The organism is Variovorax sp. 10L426, from assembly GCF_056395305.1.
This window is the reverse complement of the sequence record NZ_JBFTJF010000004.1, coordinates 104,980-126,040: the sequence shown is the minus strand read 5'-3', so window position 1 is coordinate 126,040 and position 21,061 is coordinate 104,980. Positions and strand designations below refer to the sequence as shown.

The 21,061-nt window shown below is 63.9% G+C and carries 23 protein-coding genes and 1 pseudogene; 12 read left to right on the top strand and 12 right to left on the bottom strand.

Annotated elements, in window-relative coordinates:
• Positions 1-20: 20 nt before the first annotated feature.
• From AC1DHL_RS07185 to AC1DHL_RS07175, 3 genes are all read right to left on the bottom strand, one after another.
• Positions 21-1,748 carry an ABC transporter permease gene (locus tag AC1DHL_RS07185; protein WP_478097295.1) on the bottom strand — a complete coding sequence of 576 codons (1,728 nt, stop codon included), beginning with the start codon at positions 1,746-1,748 and terminating at the stop codon, positions 21-23.
• A gap of 127 nt (positions 1,749-1,875) precedes the next feature.
• On the bottom strand, positions 1,876-2,469 hold the full coding sequence (locus AC1DHL_RS07180) for a carboxymuconolactone decarboxylase family protein (protein ID WP_478097297.1): 594 nt from the start codon (positions 2,467-2,469) through the stop codon (positions 1,876-1,878).
• Positions 2,470-2,497: 28 nt separating this feature from the next.
• Positions 2,498-3,691 carry a YbfB/YjiJ family MFS transporter gene (locus tag AC1DHL_RS07175; protein WP_478097299.1) on the bottom strand — a complete coding sequence of 398 codons (1,194 nt, stop codon included), beginning with the start codon at positions 3,689-3,691 and terminating at the stop codon, positions 2,498-2,500.
• A gap of 66 nt (positions 3,692-3,757) precedes the next feature.
• Between AC1DHL_RS07175 and AC1DHL_RS07170 the strand changes: the two genes are divergently transcribed.
• From AC1DHL_RS07170 to AC1DHL_RS07160, 3 genes are all read left to right on the top strand, one after another.
• Positions 3,758-4,621 carry a LysR family transcriptional regulator gene (locus tag AC1DHL_RS07170; protein ID WP_478097301.1) on the top strand — a complete coding sequence of 288 codons (864 nt, stop codon included), beginning with the start codon at positions 3,758-3,760 and terminating at the stop codon, positions 4,619-4,621.
• A 377-nt stretch (positions 4,622-4,998) separates the two neighbouring features.
• On the top strand, positions 4,999-5,184 hold the full coding sequence (locus AC1DHL_RS07165; protein ID WP_478097303.1) for a type II toxin-antitoxin system HicA family toxin: 186 nt from the start codon (positions 4,999-5,001) through the stop codon (positions 5,182-5,184).
• A gap of 3 nt (positions 5,185-5,187) precedes the next feature.
• Positions 5,188-5,604 (top strand): type II toxin-antitoxin system HicB family antitoxin, encoded by a 417-nt coding sequence (locus AC1DHL_RS07160; protein ID WP_478161547.1) that lies wholly within the window; start codon positions 5,188-5,190, stop codon positions 5,602-5,604.
• A gap of 61 nt (positions 5,605-5,665) precedes the next feature.
• On the opposite strand, the gene AC1DHL_RS07155 is transcribed toward AC1DHL_RS07160, so the two are convergent.
• Positions 5,666-7,360 (bottom strand): long-chain fatty acid--CoA ligase, encoded by a 1,695-nt coding sequence (locus AC1DHL_RS07155; RefSeq protein WP_478161546.1) that lies wholly within the window; start codon positions 7,358-7,360, stop codon positions 5,666-5,668.
• 160 nt (positions 7,361-7,520) lie between these two features.
• On the opposite strand from AC1DHL_RS07155, the gene AC1DHL_RS07150 reads away from it, so the two are divergent.
• From AC1DHL_RS07150 to AC1DHL_RS07140, 3 genes are all read left to right on the top strand, one after another.
• A complete protein-coding gene (locus tag AC1DHL_RS07150) occupies positions 7,521-7,961 on the top strand; it encodes an OsmC family protein (RefSeq protein WP_478161545.1) in 441 nt (146 codons plus the stop codon).
• 267 nt (positions 7,962-8,228) lie between these two features.
• On the top strand, positions 8,229-8,408 hold the full coding sequence (locus AC1DHL_RS07145) for a hypothetical protein (RefSeq protein WP_478097310.1): 180 nt from the start codon (positions 8,229-8,231) through the stop codon (positions 8,406-8,408).
• Positions 8,409-8,626: 218 nt separating this feature from the next.
• The gene (locus AC1DHL_RS07140) at positions 8,627-9,643 is read left to right on the top strand and encodes a synaptic vesicle VAT-1 family membrane protein (protein WP_478161544.1); all 1,017 of its coding nucleotides are present in this window, start codon (positions 8,627-8,629) and stop codon (positions 9,641-9,643) included.
• A gap of 797 nt (positions 9,644-10,440) precedes the next feature.
• Here AC1DHL_RS07140 and AC1DHL_RS07135 read toward each other — a convergent pair.
• Genes AC1DHL_RS07135 through AC1DHL_RS07120 form a run of 4 tightly spaced genes read right to left on the bottom strand, consistent with a single transcriptional unit; the run spans position 10,441 to position 14,304 of the window.
• Positions 10,441-11,190: a succinate dehydrogenase iron-sulfur subunit gene (locus AC1DHL_RS07135; protein ID WP_478097314.1), complete on the bottom strand. Its 750-nt coding sequence runs from the start codon at positions 11,188-11,190 to the stop codon at positions 10,441-10,443.
• 35 nt (positions 11,191-11,225) lie between these two features.
• On the bottom strand, positions 11,226-11,567 hold the full coding sequence (gene sdhD, locus AC1DHL_RS07130; RefSeq protein WP_478097316.1) for a succinate dehydrogenase, hydrophobic membrane anchor protein: 342 nt from the start codon (positions 11,565-11,567) through the stop codon (positions 11,226-11,228).
• Positions 11,561-11,938 carry a succinate dehydrogenase, cytochrome b556 subunit gene (gene sdhC, locus AC1DHL_RS07125; RefSeq protein WP_478097318.1) on the bottom strand — a complete coding sequence of 126 codons (378 nt, stop codon included), beginning with the start codon at positions 11,936-11,938 and terminating at the stop codon, positions 11,561-11,563. Before sdhC ends, sdhD begins: the two co-directional genes overlap by 7 nt.
• Before the next feature lie 11 nt (positions 11,939-11,949).
• On the bottom strand, positions 11,950-14,304 hold the full coding sequence (locus AC1DHL_RS07120) for a nitric-oxide reductase large subunit (protein ID WP_478161543.1): 2,355 nt from the start codon (positions 14,302-14,304) through the stop codon (positions 11,950-11,952).
• Between the two features lie 504 nt (positions 14,305-14,808).
• On the opposite strand from AC1DHL_RS07120, the gene AC1DHL_RS07115 reads away from it, so the two are divergent.
• Together AC1DHL_RS07115 and AC1DHL_RS07110 are read left to right on the top strand one after the other, a co-directional pair.
• A complete protein-coding gene (locus tag AC1DHL_RS07115; RefSeq protein ID WP_478097321.1) occupies positions 14,809-15,054 on the top strand; it encodes a hypothetical protein in 246 nt (81 codons plus the stop codon).
• A gap of 241 nt (positions 15,055-15,295) precedes the next feature.
• Positions 15,296-15,577: a GNAT family N-acetyltransferase gene (locus AC1DHL_RS07110; RefSeq protein ID WP_478097323.1), complete on the top strand. Its 282-nt coding sequence runs from the start codon at positions 15,296-15,298 to the stop codon at positions 15,575-15,577.
• A gap of 13 nt (positions 15,578-15,590) precedes the next feature.
• On the opposite strand, the gene AC1DHL_RS07105 is transcribed toward AC1DHL_RS07110, so the two are convergent.
• Positions 15,591-16,847: an AMP-binding protein gene (locus tag AC1DHL_RS07105; protein ID WP_478161542.1), complete on the bottom strand. Its 1,257-nt coding sequence runs from the start codon at positions 16,845-16,847 to the stop codon at positions 15,591-15,593.
• Positions 16,848-16,897: 50 nt separating this feature from the next.
• Between AC1DHL_RS07105 and AC1DHL_RS07100 the strand changes: the two are divergent.
• From AC1DHL_RS07100 to AC1DHL_RS07085, 4 genes and pseudogenes are all read left to right on the top strand, one after another.
• Positions 16,898-16,984: pseudogene (locus AC1DHL_RS07100) on the top strand (amino acid ABC transporter permease); the annotation flags it as partial.
• Positions 16,968-17,750, top strand: coding sequence for an amino acid ABC transporter ATP-binding protein (locus AC1DHL_RS07095; protein WP_478097327.1), 783 nt, complete (start codon positions 16,968-16,970; stop codon positions 17,748-17,750). The pseudogene AC1DHL_RS07100 and the gene AC1DHL_RS07095, both read left to right, overlap by 17 nt.
• Before the next feature lie 49 nt (positions 17,751-17,799).
• Entirely contained in the window at positions 17,800-18,378 is a 579-nt protein-coding gene (locus AC1DHL_RS07090) for a DUF1439 domain-containing protein (protein ID WP_478097329.1), read from the top strand.
• Positions 18,379-18,391: 13 nt separating this feature from the next.
• The gene (locus AC1DHL_RS07085; protein WP_478097331.1) at positions 18,392-19,396 is read left to right on the top strand and encodes a glycerophosphodiester phosphodiesterase; all 1,005 of its coding nucleotides are present in this window, start codon (positions 18,392-18,394) and stop codon (positions 19,394-19,396) included.
• Between the two features lie 53 nt (positions 19,397-19,449).
• On the opposite strand, the gene AC1DHL_RS07080 is transcribed toward AC1DHL_RS07085, so the two are convergent.
• The 3 genes from AC1DHL_RS07080 to AC1DHL_RS07070 form a co-directional block, all read right to left on the bottom strand.
• Complete coding sequence (locus AC1DHL_RS07080) at positions 19,450-20,118, bottom strand: ABC transporter ATP-binding protein (RefSeq protein WP_478161541.1); 669 nt, start codon at positions 20,116-20,118, stop codon at positions 19,450-19,452.
• A 35-nt stretch (positions 20,119-20,153) separates the two neighbouring features.
• Positions 20,154-20,402, bottom strand: a complete 249-nt coding sequence (locus AC1DHL_RS07075) for a hypothetical protein (RefSeq protein WP_478097334.1) — start codon at positions 20,400-20,402, stop codon at positions 20,154-20,156.
• A gap of 110 nt (positions 20,403-20,512) precedes the next feature.
• Positions 20,513-20,983 carry a Cd(II)/Pb(II)-responsive transcriptional regulator gene (locus AC1DHL_RS07070; protein WP_478097336.1) on the bottom strand — a complete coding sequence of 157 codons (471 nt, stop codon included), beginning with the start codon at positions 20,981-20,983 and terminating at the stop codon, positions 20,513-20,515.
• Positions 20,984-21,061 lie beyond the last annotated feature (78 nt).

Here is a 21,061-nt window from a genome sequence, read left to right as displayed (position 1 = left end):
TCATTCGCAGTCATTGGAAATTAGAAATGCATCCGGTTCTCTGCAAGCTCATAGAGCCGCCGCCAGACGAAGTGGTTCATGGCCATCACGAACACGCACATCACGCCGATGCCCAGCGCAATGCGCGGAAAGTCGCCGATGGCGGTCATGTGGGCGATGTAGCTGCCCAGGCCCACGGCTTGCAGCGTGGTGTCGCCCCAGGTCACGTATTCGGCCACGATGCTGGCGTTCCATGAGCCTCCGCTGGCCGTGATGGCGCCGGTGACGAAGCTCGGGAACACCGCCGGCAGCAGGTAGCGCCGCCACTTGAGCCATCCCTTCAGCCCGAAATTCTCGGCCGCGTAGCGCAGTTCGGTCGGGATGGTCGAGGCGCCCGCGATCACGTTGAAGAGCAGGTACCACTGCGTGCCCAGCACCATGAGGGGCGCGAGCCAGATGTTCGGGTTGAGCTGCCAGCGCACGATGAACAGCACCGCCACGGGGAACATCAGGTTTGCCGGAAACGCCGCCATGAACTGCGCCACGCCCTGCAGCCGCCCGGCCCAGCGTGGATTCATGCCGATCCAAACGCCGATCGGCACCCACACCAGCGCGGCCAGCGCAATCAGCACCAGCACGCGCAGCATCGTGTAGAAGCCCAGCAGGAAGACGTGGCCCACCTCGGACCAGCCGACCTCGGTGTGGATGAAGCGCACCAGCCACACGATGGCCAGCAGCACCGCCGCCGCGATCGTGGCGTCCCACACACGCGCCACGGCCTCGTTCGGCAGTTGCGGGCGCGCCTTGATGGAAGTCCCGTCGTGATCGCGCCGGAACAGCACCAGCGAGCGCTCGAGCATCTTCGCCGCCCCGATCACGATGCGCTTGAGTCGATCGGTGCGGCGCAGCCACGTGAGCAGCCAGGAGCGCGGCGCGTCTTCGGAGCTGCCCTCCTCGAAGCGGAACTTGTCGGCCCATGCGATCAGCGGCCGAAAGAAGAGCTGGTCGTACAGCGTGATGCCGATCAGCATGCCGCCGATGGCCCAGCCGATCGCGCCGATGTCGCGCGCCTCGATGGCCATCGCGATGTAGGAGCCGACACCGGGCAGCTTGATGTTCTGGTTCGACACCGAGATCGCTTCGGACGCGACCACGAAGAACCAGCCGCCGGACATCGACATCATCATGTTCCACAGCAGTCCGGGCATCGCGAAAGGCAGTTCGAGTCGCCAGAATCGATGCCAGGCCGAGAGCTGGAACACCGACGACGCCTCCCGCAGCTCGGCGGGCACCGTGCGAAGCGACTGGTAAAGGCTGAACGCCATGTTCCAGGCCTGCGAGGTGAAGATCGCAAAGATCGCTGCGCACTCCACGCCCAGCAGATTGCCCGGAAACAGCGCGATGAAGCCGGTGACCGTGATCGACAGAAAGCCCAGGATCGGGATCGACTGCAGGATGTCCAGCATCGGCACCAGGATCTTCTCGGCCACCTTGTATCGAGTCGCCAGCACGGCGAAGACGCAGGCGAACACCAGTGACGCCCCGAGCGCGAGGAACATCCGCAGCGTCGTGCGCAGCAGGTAGTACGGCAGCATCCACGGGTCGAGGCTGATCGGCAGCGGCTGGCCCAGTTCATAGGGGCGCGCCATCTGGGCGGCACCAAATGCCAGGGCGAACAGGGTCGCCAGCACCAGGGGCAGGAGGGCCCAGTCCCAGCGGTTGCCGCCGGACGCGACGGCCTGGCGCGGGAAGAAGCGTTTGTCGAGCATGAGTGATCGGAAGGGTCGGTTCACGGACCCTGTCCGCGGCGCGACGCGATTGTGCCTGCCGATTGCGACACCAACCTGACCACGCGCCATGCCCGGCCGCCGCGGCGGCCTGCGGGTTCGCCGCGCCCTAGAGCGGGAACGGGTCCAGCCCGGGCTGCCCATCCGCCGGCTTGACCGGCGTATGGGCCACGTTCATGACCCAGCAGACCATCGTGAAGTAGCCGACCAGCGCACTGAGTTCAACCACCGTGCGCGGGCCGAAGCGCGCCTCGGCGGCCGCGTAGGTGGGCTCGCTCACGCCATGGTTCCGCAGCAGTTCCAGAGCGAAGTCGAGCGCGAGTTGCTCGTCGTCCGCCAGCGGCACAGCGCGGCGCCCGAGTCGCAAAGCCTCGATCGCCTCGGCACTGACACCGGCCTTGACCGCCGCCGCGGCATGCAGCACCCATTCGAACTGATTACCGACGTGGCGCGCGACGGCGCAGGTCACCAGTTCGCGCACGCGCGGGTCGATCGCGCTGTCGAAGCGCAGGTATTCGCCCAGGCTGCCGATGCGCTCCATCAACACCGGGCTCTGCAGCAGCGGGATGAAGGGACCGAACACGGCCTTGCGCGGACCGTCGATCAGGGCCTGCGCGGCGGCGCGTTGCGCATCCCTCATGGACTCGGCGGCGGGCATGGGCAGCCGCTCGACCCAGGGCTCGGTGTGACCTTGCTGAATCATGTGATGGGTTCCTGTCTGGTTCTGTCGATCAAACGGTGCGTGAAGGTTTCCGGACCAACCATGCGGCACTGCCCAGCAGCGCCACGGCGCCGACCGCCAACGCGATGAAAAGTCCGCCGAAGCCTTCCGCCTTGCCGCTCAGCGCGGAGGACAACACCGGCCCGGCCATCTGGCCGATCGCGAAGGCCGCGGTCATTCGCCCCAGCATGCGCGTCGGATCGCCCACGCTGCTCGCCTTTGCTTCCTGCATGCCGGCCATGGTCGCGACCATGAATGTGCCGCCCACCAGCAGCGCAGCCATGAGCACGGTGGCCGCCGACAGATGCAGCACCGGCAGCAGGCAGCCGAGCGCCATCAGCGCATGGCTTCCGGCGAGCACATGCCGCCTTGGCAAGTGGACCAGCGCCGCGCCGGCAAACACGGTCGACAACGCCGCCGCCGTGCCGAACACGGGCCAGGCGGCGCCGAACACGGAAGGGTCATCGACCACCGCGCGCGCGAGCACCGGCAAGAAAGTCGCCGGCAGGATGTAGCCGAAACCCAGGACACCGTAGCTCAACACGAGTCCCCACGGGACCACACCGGGCGACGACGTCGGCGCGGCGGCGGAAGGACCGTTCGCGGCCGCGCCCTGCCCCGCCGCCTCGCGCGGCATCAACACCGCGACAACGACCAAACCCACGAGCGCGAGCGCGCCGAGCTGCATCCAGAGCCCCTCGGGCACCACGCCCGCCACGCCCGCGCGCCAGCAATAGAGGCCTGCGAGCGCGATGCCCACGCCTACGCCTGCATAGAGCACGCCGGCGCCTGCCGGACGATCGAGGCGCGCCAGCCAGCCCAGACACCACACGCTGGTGCTCACCAGCGCCCATGCGCTCGCCACCCCTGCCACGAAGCGCAGCAGCAGCCAGATCGAGACGGAGCCGGTCCAGCCCATCACCGCAGTCGACAGCACGATCACCGCCAGCGACAACAGCCCGACGCGCTGCGGCGTGAGCGGCAGCCGCGCAGTCGTGAGCGCGCCCAGCAGATAGCCCGCGTAGTTGGCCGCCGCCAGCCAGCCACCGGCCGCCACGTCGACACTGCCGGCGCGGATCATCAGGGGCAGCATCGGCGTGAAGGCGAAGCGGCCGATCCCCATCGCGATCGCCAGCGCCAGCATTCCGGCGGCGCACACGGTGACAAAGGACGGTCTCGATACGGCGATGGATGGGTTCGACATGGCTCGTCATTAGACGCAGAATGCGCAACGGCCACAAATGAATTATTCAGAACAATCATTCTTCTTATGAGAACGATCGACCTCGACTCCCTGGAGATCTTTCGCACTGTCGTGGCCGAGGGCGGCGTGATCCGCGCGGCCGACAAGCTCAACCGCGTGCAGTCGAACGTCACGACCCGCATCCAGCAACTTGAAGAGCGACTGGGTCACAAGCTGTTCCATCGCCAGGGGCGCACCCTCGCGCTCGCGCCCGCCGGCCACAAGCTGCTGCCCTATGCCGACCGCCTGCTGCGCCTGGCCGACGAGGCGGAGAGCGAATTGCGCAGCGATCTCCCGCTTGGCACCTTCAGGCTGGGTTCGCTCGAAAGCACGGCGGGCAGCCGGCTGGCGCCTGTGCTGTCGCGCTTCCACAAGCTTTATCCGGGGGTGGTGGTCGAACTCGTCACCGGCACCACTGGCGCTTTGCTCAAACGGGTGAAGGCCTTCGATATCGAAGCCGCCTTCGTGTCGGAGCCTTTCGCCGCGCCCGGGCTCGAGACCCTGCCGGTGTTCGAGGAAGAACTGGTGTTGATCACCGCGCACAGCGTGAGCTCCGTGACCCGGCCCGGCGACTTGGCCAATGCGACGCTGATTGCCTTCGCGCAGGGCTGTTCCTATCGCCGCCTGCTCGAGCAATGGCTCGGCAAGGGCGGCGTATCGCCGTCGCGCTCGCTGGAGTTTTCTTCCTACCAGGCCATGATCGCCTGCGTGGCAGCGGGCACCGGCTTTGCGATCGTGCCGGTGTCCGTGCTCAAGGCGCTGCGCGCCACCGCCGATGTGCGCCAGCACGTGCTGCCGGAGCGCATGCGCGCCAATCGCACGCATCTGGTGTGGCAAGGCACGCCGTCAGTGGCGTTGGCGCGGCTGATCGATATGCTGCGCAAGCCATAGCGCCTGCCCTTCGCGAACCGTTACCACGATTGAAACAGGGCGTTTCATCTGGCACCTGTCTGGTCTCGTGCTGCACGGCGTGCAGTACTCGCAGAAGATGGAGTTGTACCGGTGGCTCTGCGAGGACCCGCACGCCTGCTTCACCTGCCCGGCCGTACCCTCGTTCGCAGGCCTTGCTGACAATCTGGAAGCAGCGGCGGCGCCTAGCCGGTCAATGTTGCCTACATAGACAATGTTCAACATTTTTGTTTATACTTTATGCAGGCAAGTCGGATATTCCGGCGGCCTGCACCTCGCCCAAGGGTGCGTGCGCTGTGCACGAAATCATGGAGAAAGAGCTATGGACCGCAAACGACAACCACAGGATGGGACTCTCCATGAAGTATTCGGAATTCAAGCGCTTCCTCGCCGCCAAGGGGGCGACGTTCACTGAGGGTGCGAAGCACACCAAGGTGTACCTGAACGGCAAGCAGTCGACGCTGCCGCGACACGGTGCCCAGGATCTGGGCGAAGGATTGCGCAAGGCCATCTTGCGTCAACTCGGTGTCAAAGATGAGAGGTGAACAATGTTTAGCTACCCGGCACGCGTGACCCGCGATGGCGATGGGTTCACGGTTTCTTTCCCCGATATCCCCGAGGCCCTGACCGGCGCGAAGGATCGGGATGAGGCGATTGCGCTCGCAGCCGATGCGCTGACGAGTGCGATGGATTTCTACTTCGAAGACCGCCGACCGGTACCGCCGCCGTCGGCTCCGAAGCGCGGACAGATCACGGTCGACCTGCCGGCCAGCGTGTCGGCAAAGGTGCTATTGCTCAACGAGATGATTGCGCAGGGCAAGCGCCCTGCAGAGCTGGCGCGGCTTATGCACGCGCGCCCGCAGGAGGTCACGCGCCTGATCGACCTGCACCACCCGACGAAGATCGACACGGTTGCCGCTGCGCTGCGGGCGCTCGGTCGGCGGCTAGACATGAGTCTGGCGTGAGGCCTATGCGTGGCGGACGCTAGCGTCGATGGGGGGTACCCGCAGCAGCGTGTCCAAAACCTTATTTTTCGGCGCTCTCCGCCTCCTGCAGCAACCGCCACATCACCTTGCCGCTGCCGCTCTTGGGCAAGGCATCGACGAACTGCACCGCGCGCGGGATCTTGTAGACCGCCATGTTCTCGCGGCACCAGTCGATGATCTGCTGCTCGGTCGTGTCCTTGTGCGTCGGGCGCAGCACGACCACGGCCTTCACCGATTCGCCGCGGTAGGCATCCTTGGTGGCGATCACGCAGGCTTCCTGGATCGCTGGATGGCGGAACATCAGCAGCTCGACTTCGGCCGGCCAGACCTTGAAGCCGCTCGCATTGATCATGCGCTTCAGCCGGTCGGTCATGAAGAAGTAGCCGTCCTCGTCCATCCGCCCCATGTCGCCCGAGCGGAAGAAGCGCTTGCCCTCGAACTCGACGAAGGCAGCTTCCGTGGCGTCGGGCCGCTTCCAGTAGCCCTCGAAGACTTCGGGGCCATGGATGATGATCTCGCCCGATTCGCCGATGGGCATTTCCCGCAGCGTGTCAGGGTCGACCACGCGCGCGTCGGTGCTCATGTAGGGAATGCCGAGGCACTGCTGCTTCGGGTTCTCGAACGGATTGGCATGCGAAGGCGCGGCGGTCTCGGTGAGGCCGTAGCCTTCCTGGTACTTGAGGCCGAACTGCTCCAGCAGCCTTTGGGCGATGGCCTGCGGCATCGCGGCGCCGCCGCCGCCGATGTAGACGAGGCTGCTCAGGTCGTAGTTCGCGAAGTTCGGGCTGGCCAACAGGTCGATGACCATGGTCGGGATGTTGGTCCAGCTCGTGACCTTGCGGCGCGAGATCAGGCGGCCGGCCACGTCGCGATCCCAGCGCGGCATGATGACCAAGGTGCCGCCGAAGATGATGGTGGTGTGCATCATGCTCACCACGCCGGTGATGTGGAACATCGGCACAACGGCCAGCACCACCGTCTCCATCGAGCCGAGACCCCAGAGCTGGCCCGCGATGGCGTTGTGCATCAGGCTCGAATGGTTGTGGATGCAGCCCTTGGGCAGGCCCGTGGTGCCGCTGGTGTAGGGCAGCAAGGCCATGTCGTTGGCGCCGACCACGTGCTCCGGCACGGAGTGGCCGGCGTTCATTGCGTCGGTCCACGCCATCACGGCGCCGTCTTCCAGCGCGGGCAGCGGATGGCGGGTCAGCAGCCAGTCGCGCCAGGCCGGCGCCGGGGCTTCGTCGCCGGTCACCTCGGCATCGAAGGTGTCGGTGAACTGGGTCACGATCATGTGCGCCAGTCGGTCCTTGGCGTCCAGCGCATTGCTGGCCTTGGCGAGTTCGGGCGCGATGTCGCCGGTGGTGATCGCGACCTTGGCGTCCGGATCGGTGATGTAGTGCTTCAATTCCTCGGCGCGGTTCATCGGATTGACCGGCACCACGACGGCATTGGCGCGCAGGATCGCGAAATGCGCGATCACGAGTTGCGGGCAGTTCTGCATGTCGAGGATGACGCGGTCGCCGCGCTTCACGCCGAGGGCATGCAGCGTACCGGCCAGGCGCTCGGTCTGGGCGGCGAATTCGCGGTAGGTGATCTCGCTGCCGAAGAAGACCAGCGCGGCCTTGTCGGGATAGCGCTCAGCGTTGGTCTTGAGGTTGTGCCACAGCGAGGTGGCGGGGACGGTGATCGAACGAGGCAGGCGCTGCGGCCAGAACTTGTAATGCGGGCGGTCCATACAGTCTCCAAACAGCCCGAGAGCCTACGCCGCGCGAAGGCGCGGCTGCATCGGGGAAGCCCCATAGGCGTCACATGGGTGACTCTCCAGGCTGACAGACGCCGCGGCCAATCTGTCGTACAACGGCAGGCTCCGTTCAACCCACCGTCAAGGAGTTCACATGGCAGCAGACAAGCACGCAAGCGTTCACTGGGAAGGTGCCGGCAAGACCGGCAAGGGCCTGATCAGCACCGAGACCGGCGCGTTGAAAGACTTTCCCTATGGATTCGCCAGCCGCTTCGAGGATGACAAGCGCGGCACCAATCCCGAAGAAATCCTGGGTGCGGCCCATGCGGGCTGCCTAACGATGGCTTTCGCGTTCGCGCTGGAGGGCGCCGGATTCACCGCGACGTCGATCGACACAAAGGCCGCGGTGCGCCTCGCGAAGGACGGCCCGGGATTCAAGATCGACCGCATCCAGCTTGAACTGGAAGCGGCCGTGCCCGGCATCGACGAAGCGAAGTTCCAGGAACTCGCGGCCGGGGCGAAAGCGGGTTGCCCGCTGTCGAAAGCACTTGCCAGTGTTCCGGAGATCACGCTGAAGGCCACGCGCAAGGCTTGAGCCCGTCGCTATACTTTGCCGCGTCACGTCACACAATGGAGTGATCGGGTTTAGCAGCCCAGAAACTGAAAACCAGAAGCCGCAGTTGAATCGAAGGGTTCCGCGGCTTCGTCGTTCGCGCCCCACTTTTTTTGGCGGCTCGTTCGGGGAGCCGCGAGGCTCGCCGGTTTCCTTCGGTTTCCCGGTCTGCTAACCCGTTCGAGCCGCCGCCCCCGTTTAGCAGCGGGTGCGTCGGTTGTAGCAAACCGAAATCGTTGGAGGCCATCAATGGCACACCCTACTTGCGCGCCCGCGCGCCCCCAAGACCCCAACCCCTTCTTGCAGATCGTCCGCGAGCTTGAAGCGATGAAGCTTCGCAGTGACGAGCAACTGGCCAGCTTGCGCGAACTGCGCTCGCTGGTCGTCCGTGCGAAGTCCGACTCCAAGCGAGACCCGCCCACGGCCTGATCCTCAGGAGGCGCGCTCTGAACGGGGACGTGATTCCGGTGTAGTCGCCGATCACGTAGGCACCGTAGGGCGCATTCATCCGGACTGCGGTGCTCAGGCCGGTCGTTTGTGACCGCCAGCTTTGAGGTGGTCAGAAAAGCTGACTCGACGTAAGCTGCGACGCTTCGCGCCTCGCGGGCGGACCGGCCGCAGCAGGAGCCGAGCACGGAGGGTGCGCCATGAAGCAAGTCTGGATCACCGCCAAGGGCGGCCCGCAAGCCCTGCAGCAGCGAGAGGCTTCCGACCCGGAACCACAGGCCGGGCAACTGCGCATCAGGGTCAGGGCCAGCGGCATCAACTTTGCGGACATCCTGGCTCGCAAGGGCCTCTATCCGGATGCACCGAAGCTGCCGGCCGTGATCGGCTACGAAGTCTCGGGCATCGTCGATGCGGTCGGCACGCAGTCGGAAACAGGCTGGATCGGCAAGCAGGTGTTCGCCCTCACCCGCTTTGGCGGCTATGCCGACACCGTCGTGGTGCCCCACGACCAGGTCTTCGAGAAGCCCGCCGCCTTGAGCTTCGAACAGGCCGCGGCGATCCCGGTCAACTATCTGACGGCCTGGCAACTGATTGTCGTGATGGGCGGCCTGAAGCCGGACGAGACGGTACTGATCCACAACGCCGGCGGCGGCGTCGGGCTGGCGGCGATCGATATTGCCCGCCATATCGGCGCCACGATTTACGGCACCGCAAGCGCTGGCAAGCATGCTCTTCTCAAGCAACGCGGCCTGCACGAGGCGATCGACTACACCAAGCTCGATTGGACGCGCGAGGTCGCAAGGCTCACACAAGGCCGCGGCGTCGAGCTCATCTCCGATCCGCTGGGTGGGGCGGAATGGAAGAAGAGCTATCGCGCCTTGCGTCACACCGGCAGGCTAGGCATGTTCGGCGCCTCCACGGCGACAGAGTCGGCGCTGCCCGGCCCGCTGAAGCTGCTCTCGGTGGGCCTTGGCATGCCCTGGTTCAACCCAGTGGCGCTGATGAACCAGAACAGATCGGTTTTCGGCGTCAACCTCGGCCATCTGTGGCATGAGGTGCCCAAGCTTCAGGCCTGGATGAGGACCTTGCTGGATGGTGTGGAAGCAGGTTGGGTGCGTCCCCACGTGGACAGAAGCTTTCCGCTGGCACTGGCAGGCGAAGCGCAGGCCTACATGGAAGCTCGCAAGAACACAGGCAAGGTCGTGTTGGTCGTTTGACAACCGGGCCGCGGGCGACAGAGCGGTTTGTCGTGCGTCACTAAAACACATTGAGTGCGACACGATTTCCTGTTCTTTTGCCGCATCGTGAAACTTTGCGATCTCCAGCGGCTGACGGGGTAGTTCAAGCGATGAAGAAGCACGGCGCGCGCAGGCGATGCGCACTGGCGGCCAGTCCCAAATGGAAGCCTCGCGCTTAGACTTCCGCAGTCGGCCAAGACCGGCCCTTCGTCAAGACCGCAGAATTCGAGCCAAAGCAGCCGCTCATCGTCCCCGCTGTTCAAGGAAAAGGCCAACAGGCATGGTGATTTCAAGGTTTCTCTCCGGCGCCGCACTTCTGCTCGGATGCTCCGGTGCGAGCGCAGTGACCCCGTTGACGCCGCACCTCACCAATGAGTCGCGGCAGGAGCTTCTGATGCGCCTTGATGAAGCCGGATTTCCCGATGTGGGTCAGAACAGCGTGCTCATAGGTCTTACCGGTGTTCTCGGTTTTGCGGCAAGAGAGAACAACTTCCTACGACATGCCGTACCCTCAGTTGCCGAAAGTCGAAGGACGGTCAACCCCAACCCCGACTTCGCCTGGGTGCGCAACGGTCGCATTGGTAGCTGGCTATGCTCCCCCTGCAACTCCGATGCGAGTCCACCTGCGTGGAATCTACTGTCTGGTCGGTCCAGCCCAGTGGCGAGCCAGGGAGCAAGTTCTTAGCAGGACCTGACCACCGGCTACAGTCAGCCACAACCGGACGTTCACGCCTTGCCGCAAAGGACCTGCTCCGGTCTGTCCGTGAACCGAGCATCTAAGGGTTTTTGTCGAGACCGGTGCCTGGCTCGTGAACTTCCAGCCCACCTCCTTGGCCGGTGACGTTGAGCATCCTCAACCTGATTTTCTCGATGGCATGCGAAGGCTCCAGGCCCTTCGGACATACCTCTGCACAGTTCATGATGGTTCTGCATCGAAACAGACGGTAGGGGCCCTTCAGATTCTCCAACCGCGCGGGCGTGGCGCGGTCCCGGCTGTCCACGATGAACCGGTATGCCTGGAGCAGTCCGGCAGGCCCGACGAACTTGTCCGGGTTCCACCAGTACGACGGACACTGGCTGCTGCAACAGCCGCACAAAATGCACTCGTAGGCGCCGTTGAGCGTGTCTCTTTCGGCCGGCGACTGGAGGCGCTCCTTTTCCGGCGGCGCATCGTCGTTCATCAGGAATGGACTGATGGAGCGGTACTGCTTGAAGAAGTTGGTCATATCAACGACCAAGTCCCGGATGATGGGGAAGCCGGGCAACGGGCGCAGGACCACCGGCTCCTTCAGTCCATGGACACGGGTGATGCAGGCCAACCCATTGCGGCCGTTGATGTTCATCGCGTCGGACCCGCAAACCCCTTCGCGGCAGGACTTCCGCAGCGTCAGGGTGTTGTCCTGCTTCTTCAGCCTCAGGATGACATCGAGCAACATGTGGTCCTCAGGCGCGGGCTCAATCTCGTAGTCCCGCATGTGCGGCTTGCTGTCTTTTTCAGGGTTGTAGCGAGAGATTGAGAGCTTCATTGTTGGCAACCTTTGGTTCCGGAAGACGGAAGAGGCTATGTTCTGGCGCCCAGGATGATTTGAGCGACCCACGCCGCCAGACCCAGCAGGCACAACGCCACGACAGCAATCAAGGTGCGGCGTAGGCCGGCCGGCTTCGCATAGTCCAGCAGCACGTCGCGTAGGCCGACCCACATGTGCGAGAACAATGCGACGAAGAAGACGGCGAGGGCAATTCCGACCAGCGGGTCGGCGATACACGCCCGCCAGTCCTGGTAGGTGCGCCTCGGCTGAAAGGCCAAGGCTGCGAGGGAGAAGAGTATGAATAGCAGCATGTAGATGGCGCTTACGCGTTGCACCAACCACGCTGGCAACCCCGTGAATCCTCTTTTCACCATAGGAGCACCGCCATGGCCAGGGCGACCGCGATACCACCGATATTTGCGAGATAGGCGCTTCGACGCGCCAGCCGCAATGGTGCGCCCACGTTGAAGTCCGACAACAAATGTCGAATGCCTGCGAAGATGTGATGCGCGAGCGCCCAGGTCACAATAGTCGCGCCGCCCTTGACAGGCCAATGGCCCAGCAGCGCCAGGACGCGCTCGAAGCCTTGCTCATCTCGCAGCGACTGGGCCAAGAGATAGACGCCGAGCGGGACGCCCGCAGCGAGAATGACACCGGACACCCGGTGCCCGATAGAGGTGATGGCGCCCACCGGCATCTGGATTTGGAACGGGTTCAGAAAGACCGGACGAGACGAGCGAGCCATGGCGGGTGCGCCTATGCGTGAGGTTGAATCGCAGGCACGGTCATCGCTGCACCGGTAGGTGGAGTTCTGCTTGCCAGGTAAGCCCGAGCGGCCGCAATGGTGACAGGGACGACGCCAAGCAATATGAAGACGAGGTCCCCAGGCAGGCGGCTCCATTCCAGAAATATGGGAATCGTCCCAGCCGTATACGCTTGACTGCGAGCGTGCCAATAGCCATTTTCGAGCACGTCCGCGAGTTGCAAGACACCGGCCGGAAACAAGCTCAGCACGACCATCAACACCAAGCCGCCGTTCATGCCCCAGAAGCCGACCCTGACGTACCGTTCAAGCACCTTCCAAAGAGGCTCGTCAACGGTCTGCCGGATGGCGAAGACGATGAGGGCGATGCCCAACATGCCGAAGACGCCCATCATCGTGGCATGGGCGTGGTTGATGGTGAGGAGCGTGCCGGTCTCGAAGTAGCTCACGATGGGCAGGTTGATGAGGAAGCCAAAGACGCCCGCTCCGACAAAGTTCCAGAACCCGACAGCCATCAGGAAGTAAAAGGTCCACTTGTGTGGCACCTCGATTCGCTCACGGTCAGGGTCAGAGCTGGGGCGCGACAGTCTGACAAAGTCCCAGGCATCCAGGGTGATGAGGGTGAGCGGCACGACCTCCAACGCTGAAAAGAGGGCGCTCGCCGCCATATTGAAGCTCGTCTGTCCGGTCCAGTACCAGTGATGCCCAGTTCCGATGAAACCCCCGGCGAAGTAGAGGATGGCATCGAGGTAGATGACGCGCGTGGCGGTGATGCGACTCACGACGCCAAACTGAAAAAAGATAATCGCAACCATCACCGTCACGAAGAATTCGAAGAAGCCCTCGACCCAGAGGTGAATAATCCAGAAGCGCCAGGCGTCGACGACTGAAAAATGCGTTCTCCCGTCGAAGAACATCGCTGGCAGGTAGAAGACGGGAATCGCAATGGCGGCACATAAGAACAGCGCCGCAATCTCTCGCCGCTCAGGGTCGTGCAGTGCGGGTAGCACCGCCCGGAAAAGTAGCACGAACCAGAACAGGAGCGCCACCGCCAGCATCATCTGCCATGCTCGGCCCAGGTCCAGGTACTCCCAGCCCTGATGACCGAACCAGAACCACAGTTGCGGCAGAAGTTGTCGCATTCCCGCCCACTCCCCCAGCAGGCTGCCAATCACGACCGTCGCCAAGGCCCAGAACAGCGCATCGATGTTTCTTCGCTGGCCAGGGGGGTCGCCCCCGCCCAACGCGGCCGCAAGGAAGAGCGCACCAGCCACATAGGCGGTTGCAATCCAGAATATCGCTAACTGCAGATGCCAGGTGCGCAGCAGATTGCTGGGCAGCCACGCTGCCAGGTCGAAGCCATAGAAGCTGCCCGGTTCCGCGCGGTAGTGCGCCACGGCGCCCCCGACCAAAGTCTGAGCCAAGACCAAGACAGCCACCAACGCGAAATACTTCAGCGTCGCGCGTTGGGCAGGCGTGACCGAGGCGCCGAGCACCTTCGGATACAGGTAACCGGGCCTGGTCTTCCAGCCGAGGTAGTCGAATTTGCCGAATGCCAGAAGGACCGTGGCAGTACCGCCGAGCAGAAAGATGAGGCTCAACGCGCTCCACAGGACTGCATCAGCCGGCGGCGTGTTGCCTGCGACAGGGTCGAAGGGGAAGTTGTTGGTGTACGAATGCGCGGTCCCCGGCCGATTTGCAACCGACGCCCAGGCCGTCCATGCGACGAACGCGCTGAGTTGCTTCAACTCGGAAGGGTCGAAAATTGTCTTGGCCCGCAGCCCGCCGTTGTGCGCAGGCAATGAGAAGTACTCCTCCCAAGCGCGTGTCCGACCTTCGAACCACTCTCGGTAGGACGGGTCGACCACCAGGCCTGCGCTCTGCTGGTCGTAGCGGTTGTCCTTGAGCCCGGTTCTCACTTCGGCCTCGACCAGGGCGCGCTGCGTCACCGTCAAGGATTCAAGCTTTGCACCATGTTTCTGCCGCGCAAGGCTCTCTGCCTGGTACAGCGCCAAACTGTGAAGGAACTCGGCCGAGAAATCCGGCCCCAGAAGAGCGCCATGGCCCCAGATGGAGCCATTTTCCATCAGCGCATACTTCAGGAAAACCTGCTGGCCTTCTTGGACGTCCGCTCCGGTATAGACGAGGGTTCCATCCGACGTGACAACTTTCTCTGGAATTGGAGGAGCCTCGTGGTAGACCTTGAAGGTGAGCAGAACCAGCACGGCAAAGCCGAATGCCATCGTGATGAGGCTCGCGCGCCGCCACCACGGTGATAGTCGCTCGATAGTCCGGACGTCGGACAGGGGAGGCGCAACTTCGGCGATTTTGGGGCCTGCAGCCATCATCGGCCGAGTCCCTTCAGTAGCGCGCTGCTGGGTTCTTCCAGCAAGCGAAAGGTTGTTTCGCTTTCTATCGCGTCGCTCGGGAAGGCCGGGGTCATAGAGACACTCCTTCGTGCAGTATGCGCGTGATTCCGGCAAACCGTACGTGCGCTGTCGAACATTGAGGCTTCGCATCGAGGCGAACCGCTGTTGCGACGCAAGTTGCATCCTACTGCCCTTCGAACGGCGGGCGTTCCTTGTCGAGGAGGTCACGATGAAGTAGGTTCAGTACTTGGTTCTTTACCCCGCAGCTAGGTTTGGCGGTCGGTTTCGACGGTCCACGCTTCGGCTCGGGTTTAAATGTTCGCAATTTCCACTTGCACGCCTATGTCCACAGCCACGAAACCGTCTGACGTCAGAACCTTGCTCGAGCAGGCACTTGCGCGATGGGACAACGAGGGGGGTGCGTGCGCATGTGGACCGCAATGGGCCTCACATGGCGAAGAGGAGCAGTCCACTGTCCCCGCGTTGACCAACGCTGAACTGGTTCAGCTGCAGGTCCGCATCATCGCGCTCGAGAATCTGGTCATCTCGCTCCTCGCCGATTCCTCGGACGCGCAGCGCGTGCTTGCCCGCGAAATGGCGGCCTATATTTCTCCGCGGCCGGGCTTCACCCGGCACCACTTGACCATCCACGCGGCAGCGCAGATGACGCATATGCTGGAACGCGCGGGGCTCTTTCGAGGAATGGCAGATTGGGCCGTTGAAGGGTGAACGCGCCTGGGAGGCGGTTGTCGCGGCTATGAGGACCCAGGATTGGAATGCGAAGTGCACACGAGGCGGACAGCTGACGCCGCCGCCAACATCGAAGCCCGGTAGCGTCATCGATGATTCGAAGCCAGTTGTCGAGTCCGTGAAACACGGGCCGAAGCGTCAAAATAGCCGCGAGGCGGCTGCCGGCCCAGGACCAGACACTCGCCCCGACCTCCGAAATGCTTGATGCTCTCGTCTCTCCATGGTCTTGTCTCGGTGCCCTTTCCGGATTGGCGTGTTGCTGTTGCTTGAAAAGGGCAGCGAAATCATCGGTTGTGTCGCAATACAGAAGCACGATGCCAGTGTTGCCGAGGTGAGGCGGCTGTACGTCCGCGAGCAATACAAGGGACATCACTATGGTGAGCGATTGATGCTTGAGGCGATGAGCCTGGCGCGCGCTTTGGGGTCAAGAAGCTGGTGCTTGGTGCCATTGCGAAGACCAAGAAGGTGCGTCACGCTTGATAGTAGGGAAGGGATTTGGTGACGCGCAACAGGTTCTATTTGGCCGACTCCCTGATCCGTTCGACGACCTCCGGATTGGCGAGCGTGGACACGTCGCCGGGATCAGGCACCTTGCCCTTGATGGGGTCGGCCACCGGAACCACGGCCGCCTCGACGACCTCTGGCACAAGCAGCGCGGCCGATTCGATTTCCTTGGTGCCCAGGCGGTGGCCGGCGACGTTGATCACGTCGTCGATGCGGCCGAGGATGCGGTAGTACCCATCGGCCGCCTGCACCGCCCCGTCGCCCGCCAGGTAGGGCCAGTCGCGCCAGTCCTTGCTCTCGGGGTCCTTGCAGTAGCGCGAGTAGTACTGGCGCACATAACGCTCGGGGTCCTTCCAGATCGTCTGGAAGCCACCCGGCCAGGGATTTCGGATACAGATGTTGCCGCCCTTGCCCGAACCGCTGGTGAGTTCCTTGCCCAGGTCGTCGTAGATCACCGGATGAATGCCGGGAATCGCGGGCCCGGCGCTGCCGGGTTTCATCGGGTGGATGCCCGGCGCCGTGCTGCAGAGGAACCCGCCTGTTTCGGTCTGCCACCAGGTGTCCACGATGACGGCTTCGCCCTTGCCGACCGTACGGTGGTACCACTTCCACACCTCAGGCTCGATCGGCTCGCCAACGGTCGTCATGTGCTTGAAGTGGTGCTGGTATTTCGCCGGCTCGTCGGGTCCGTCGCGCCGCAGCGCGCGGATGGCCGTGGGCGAGGTATGGAAGATGTTGACATCGAGTTGTTCGGCGATGCGCCATGGCCGGCCGGCGTCCGGATGGGTCGGAACGCCTTCATACGCGACCGTTGAAGCAGCGAGCACCAACGGGCCGTAGACGATGTAGGAATGGCCCGTGATCCAGCCGATGTCGGCCATGCACCAATACACGTCCTCGGGGTGGATGTCCTGGATGTACTTGGACGTCCAGGTGACGTAGGCGAGGTAGCCGCCAGTCGAATGTTGGCAACCTTTCGGCCGTCCGGTGGTGCCGCTCGTGTACATCAGAAACAGCGGCGCCTCGGCCGGCAGCGGCACGGGCTCGACACGCTGCCCGCGGAACTTGCCGAGCAGGTCATTGACGATCACGTCGCGCCCCTCGACAAGCGGCGTGGCGCTCGAGGTCTTCCCCGAGCAGCGCTGCCAGACCAGGACCTTGTCGACCTGCTGGCCAAGGCTGGCGGCCTCCTTCACCGCGGTGTCGGCCTTTTCCTTGTGATCGATCAGATGGCCGGCGCGGTAGTAGGCGTCCATCGTGATCAACACGCGGCTCTCGGAATCCCAGATGCGGCCGGCACAAGCCTTGCCGCTGAAGCGTCGCCCTGCTCTATTTCGTGCTGTGCTTTCCCGTGAGCCTGTACGCCAAGAACCTCGAGAGGAAATTCCATGGCGCTCGTCGCTGAAGCTCCCGCGCCGGCCCCCGTTTCGACCGCCGCGCCCATCGTGCGCATCACGGCGCTGCGCAAGTCCTACGGCAGCAACGAAGTGCTCAAGGGGATCGACCTCGATGTCAGGCGCGGCGAGGTGATCGCCATCATCGGCAAGAGCGGATCGGGCAAGAGCACGCTCCTGCGTTGCATCAATGGCCTCGAAGTGTTCCAGGAGGGCTCGCTCACGGTGGACGGCAAACCGTTGCTCCACGAAAGCGCGATGGCAATGCGCGAACTGCGCCAGCGCGTGGGCATGATCTTCCAGAGTTTCAACCTGTTTCCGCATCTGACGGTCGGACGCAACGTGATGCTTGCGCCCACGCTGGTCAAGAAGCGCAGCACGATGGAGGCCGCTTCGCAGGCCCGCAAGCTGCTCACGCGCGTGGGCCTCGCCGAGAAGTTCGACGCCATGCCCGACCAGCTCTCGGGCGGCCAGCAGCAGCGTGTCGCCATCGCCCGCGCGCTGGCGATGGAGCCCGCAGTGCTGCTGTGCGACGAGATCACTTCGGCGCTCGACCCAGAGTTGGTCGGCGAGGTCCTGCGCGTGGTCGAATCGCTCGCCGTCGAGGGCATGACGCTGCTGATGGTCACGCACGAGATGAGCTTCGCGCGGAAGGTCAGCGATCGGGTGATCTTCATGCACCAGGGCCGCGTCCACGAGATGGGGCCGCGCACCGAGCTCTTCGGCAATCCTCAGACGGCTGAATTGAAACAGTTCCTTTCGTCGCTGCACGACTGAGGGCCAGGACGGCCGGGGAACCCTCCGGTTATGGCAAGCTCCGAGCGGTATGCGCAACCGCTCCCCGATCCGTTCCCGACGTCTCCTGCTGCGCGCACTGCTGGGCGCAACCGCGATGCCCGCCTCGTTCGCCGCGATGGCGGGTTTCAACTTCTTCACCAGCGAATACACCGCCAGCCGCGACGAACTCCAGGCGCAGATCGCCAAGCAATTCCCGGTACAGAAGCACTACGCCGAGATCTTCACGGTGAGCCTGCGTGATCCGCAGCTAGGCTTGGACGCCCGTGAAAACCGTGCCGCGATCACCGCCACACTCACCATCAACAGCCCGCTGCTTCGCCCTTCGACGGTCGAGGGCGTCGTCGCCGTCAGCAGCGGACTCAAGTACGACGCGCCTGCGCGTGCATTGCGCCTCGACAATCCGCAGGCCGAGCGGCTCGAACTGCAAGGCGTGACCGGCCGCGACGCAGAGCGGCTCCAGCGGATCGGCGCCGTCGTCGCCCAGGAACTGCTGCGCGACCAGCCTCTGCGTACCTTCACGGCCCAGGAACTGACGGTCGGGCGAAAGACCTACGAGATCGGCGACATCACGGTGCAGGACAACGGCATCACGGTGCAACTCAAATAAGAACGGAGAACGCATGAACGAATCGCCGCGCAACCTGGCCGCACGGTGCCTGCCCTGGCTTCTCGCAGGCTCGTTGCTCGGCGGTTGCGCGACGACGATGCACGAAGCGAAACCGGCCATCGACCTGCAGGCGCACCGCGGCGGTCGCGCGCTCGCGCCAGAGAACACGCTTGCGGCCTTCTCCAACGCGATCGCCTTGGGCGTCAACACGCTCGAACTCGACATCGGACTGACGGCCGACAACGTGGTCGTGATCTCGCACGACACGTCACTGAACCCCGACCACACCCGCGACACGCAAGGCCGATTCCTCGCGTCGAAGGGCCCGCCCTTGCGCACCCTCACGCTGTCGCAATTGCAGACCTACGACGTGGGTCTCATCAACCCGCAGACCAACTACGGCAAGTCCTTCCCGAAGCAGTTGCCGCGCGACGGCGAACGTATCCCGACGCTCGCCGCCTTGTTCGAGGGCGTCCGCAAACTCGGCGCAGACCAGGTGCGCTTCAACATCGAGACCAAGGTCGATCCCACGCACCCCGACGAAACCGCAGCGCCCGACCAGATGGTGCGCGCGTTGCTGGCCGAGATCGACAAGGCGGGCATGGCACAGCGCGTGACGATCCAGAGCTTCGACTGGCGCACCCTCGCGCTGGTCGGCGAACAGGCGCCGCAAATGCCACGCGCTTACCTGACGAGCGCGGGCACGCTGAAAGACAGCCGCTGGACTGCGGGCCTGCGGCTCGAGGATTTCGGCTCGGCGCCTCGTCTGGTGAAGGCCGCGGCGGGCAACGCCAAGGGCCCGGTGATCTGGTCGCCTGCTTTCAAGGACCTCACGCCCGCGCTCGTGAAAGAGGCGCACACGCTCGGCCTTCAGGTGCTGCCGTGGACGGTGAACGAGCGCGCCGACATGGCCCGGCTGATGGACTGGGGCGTGGACGGGATCATCACCGACGATCCGGCCATCCTCCGCGATGTGATGGGCGAACAAGGCATGCCGCTGCCCGCGCGGAATCGCTGAACGCCGTGGCGCTGAGCTCCTCCGAGATTGTCACAGCGGTAGCTGCCCAGAAGTCACATGTCACGCGGTCCGATATGTCGTGTTGAACGAAGTGGTAGCTCAATCGAACCGGAAAGCGGGACCGAATCGATTCGCGCGGCGCTTGCGACAACGATGGCCCGATCGGGCTGCTCGGCGAGGCAAGCGAATGCGCGCCACAAGAAGCGAATCGATGCGGCGTCGAGCCCGCCCGTGGGTTCATCGAGCAACGTGAGTGCGCGTCCTGATGCGAGCGCAGCCGCCAACCAGACCTTGCGCTTTGACCCGGTCGAAAGCATATACATCGGCTTGTCGAGATGCGGGGTCAAGGAGAATCCCTCGATGAAGGATCGCCACCTGGCCTCGCTGAAGCGCGCATCGCCGGCGTTGAGCGACGCGGTGCACTCAACCGCGGTGACCTCATCAAATGCGACCGTCGTCGGGTCGCAGAAGAACACGTTTCGTTGATAGGCCTCGGGCTCTCCGTCAAGGCGTGCACCTGCGAGGGTCAGCCGGCCCTCAGCGGGTAGTCTGCCTGCAATCAATCGAAGGACCGTCGACTTTCCGCTGCCGGTGTCGCCGTACAACAGCGTGACCCCGGCGCCGATGGACGCGCTCCATCCAGCCGCAAGCGCCGGCTGCCCTGGGTGCGCAAAGCATAGATCCTTGACGTCGAGAATGGGGGCGAGTGCCGTAGGGTTCATGTCGCAACCCTACAGCAAGGGCACGCAATGGCCTCTCATTCCTTGCCCCACCGCCATCTGGGCGGCTCCCCCTTGACCCAGCACACGGCGACAAGAACGAGGCTCAGGGCCATTACAAGCAAGACAAAGGTGAAGGGCTCCCGGTCTGGACGGGAAAGTAGCAAAGCCAACCCGAGCAGCGTGAAGTACGCGACAAGCACTGCCCAGCCTTGCCAGCAGGTTGGAATGCCCCACCCCCAACCATAGCGCTTTGATGGAAACCAATACTCGTGCTCGCGTGGCATTTGTCATCTCCAAACTCTTAACCGGAGTCATTTTGACGAAGGCGCCGACTCAGCGCGCGGTGGGCTTCCACTGACGTGCCCAATCGCTCGGAGGCGTCAGCGCTGCCGCGTCACACGTGACGCGCCGCGCGCGTGCGCGGCGGATCGGCCGGTTGACGGTCCGCGCGCGCATGCAGGGTCTCGATGATGTGGCATTGCGCGTCGGTGCCGTCGCAGCAGTCGCGCAAGGCGATCAGGTCTTTTTCGAGCGTGCGCAGTTCCCGCAGACGTTCACGCACGTGGCCGAGGTGCGCATCGAGCGCCACGCAGGCCGCGTCGCAATCGGCCTTGCTGCGCAGGTCGAGCGCGAGCAAGGTGCGCACCTCGTCGAGCGACATGTCCATGGCGCGGCACAGCCGAATGAAACGCAGGCGGTGCACGTCGGCGTCGCTGTAGATGCGGTAGCTGTTGTCGCTCCGCGCCTGGGGCTCGATGAGCCCTTCCTTCTCGTAGTAACGGATGTTGGCGGCGCTCACGCCGCTTTGTGCGGCGGCCTCGCCGATGCGCAAGCCTTGTCCGGCGATTTGTGTTGGGTTGACCACGGGTTGCCCTCAAGTGATTTCCATGTCCGACATCGTGGCAGTTCACGCGGCGTGCGACAAGTTACGCCGGACTTCTGT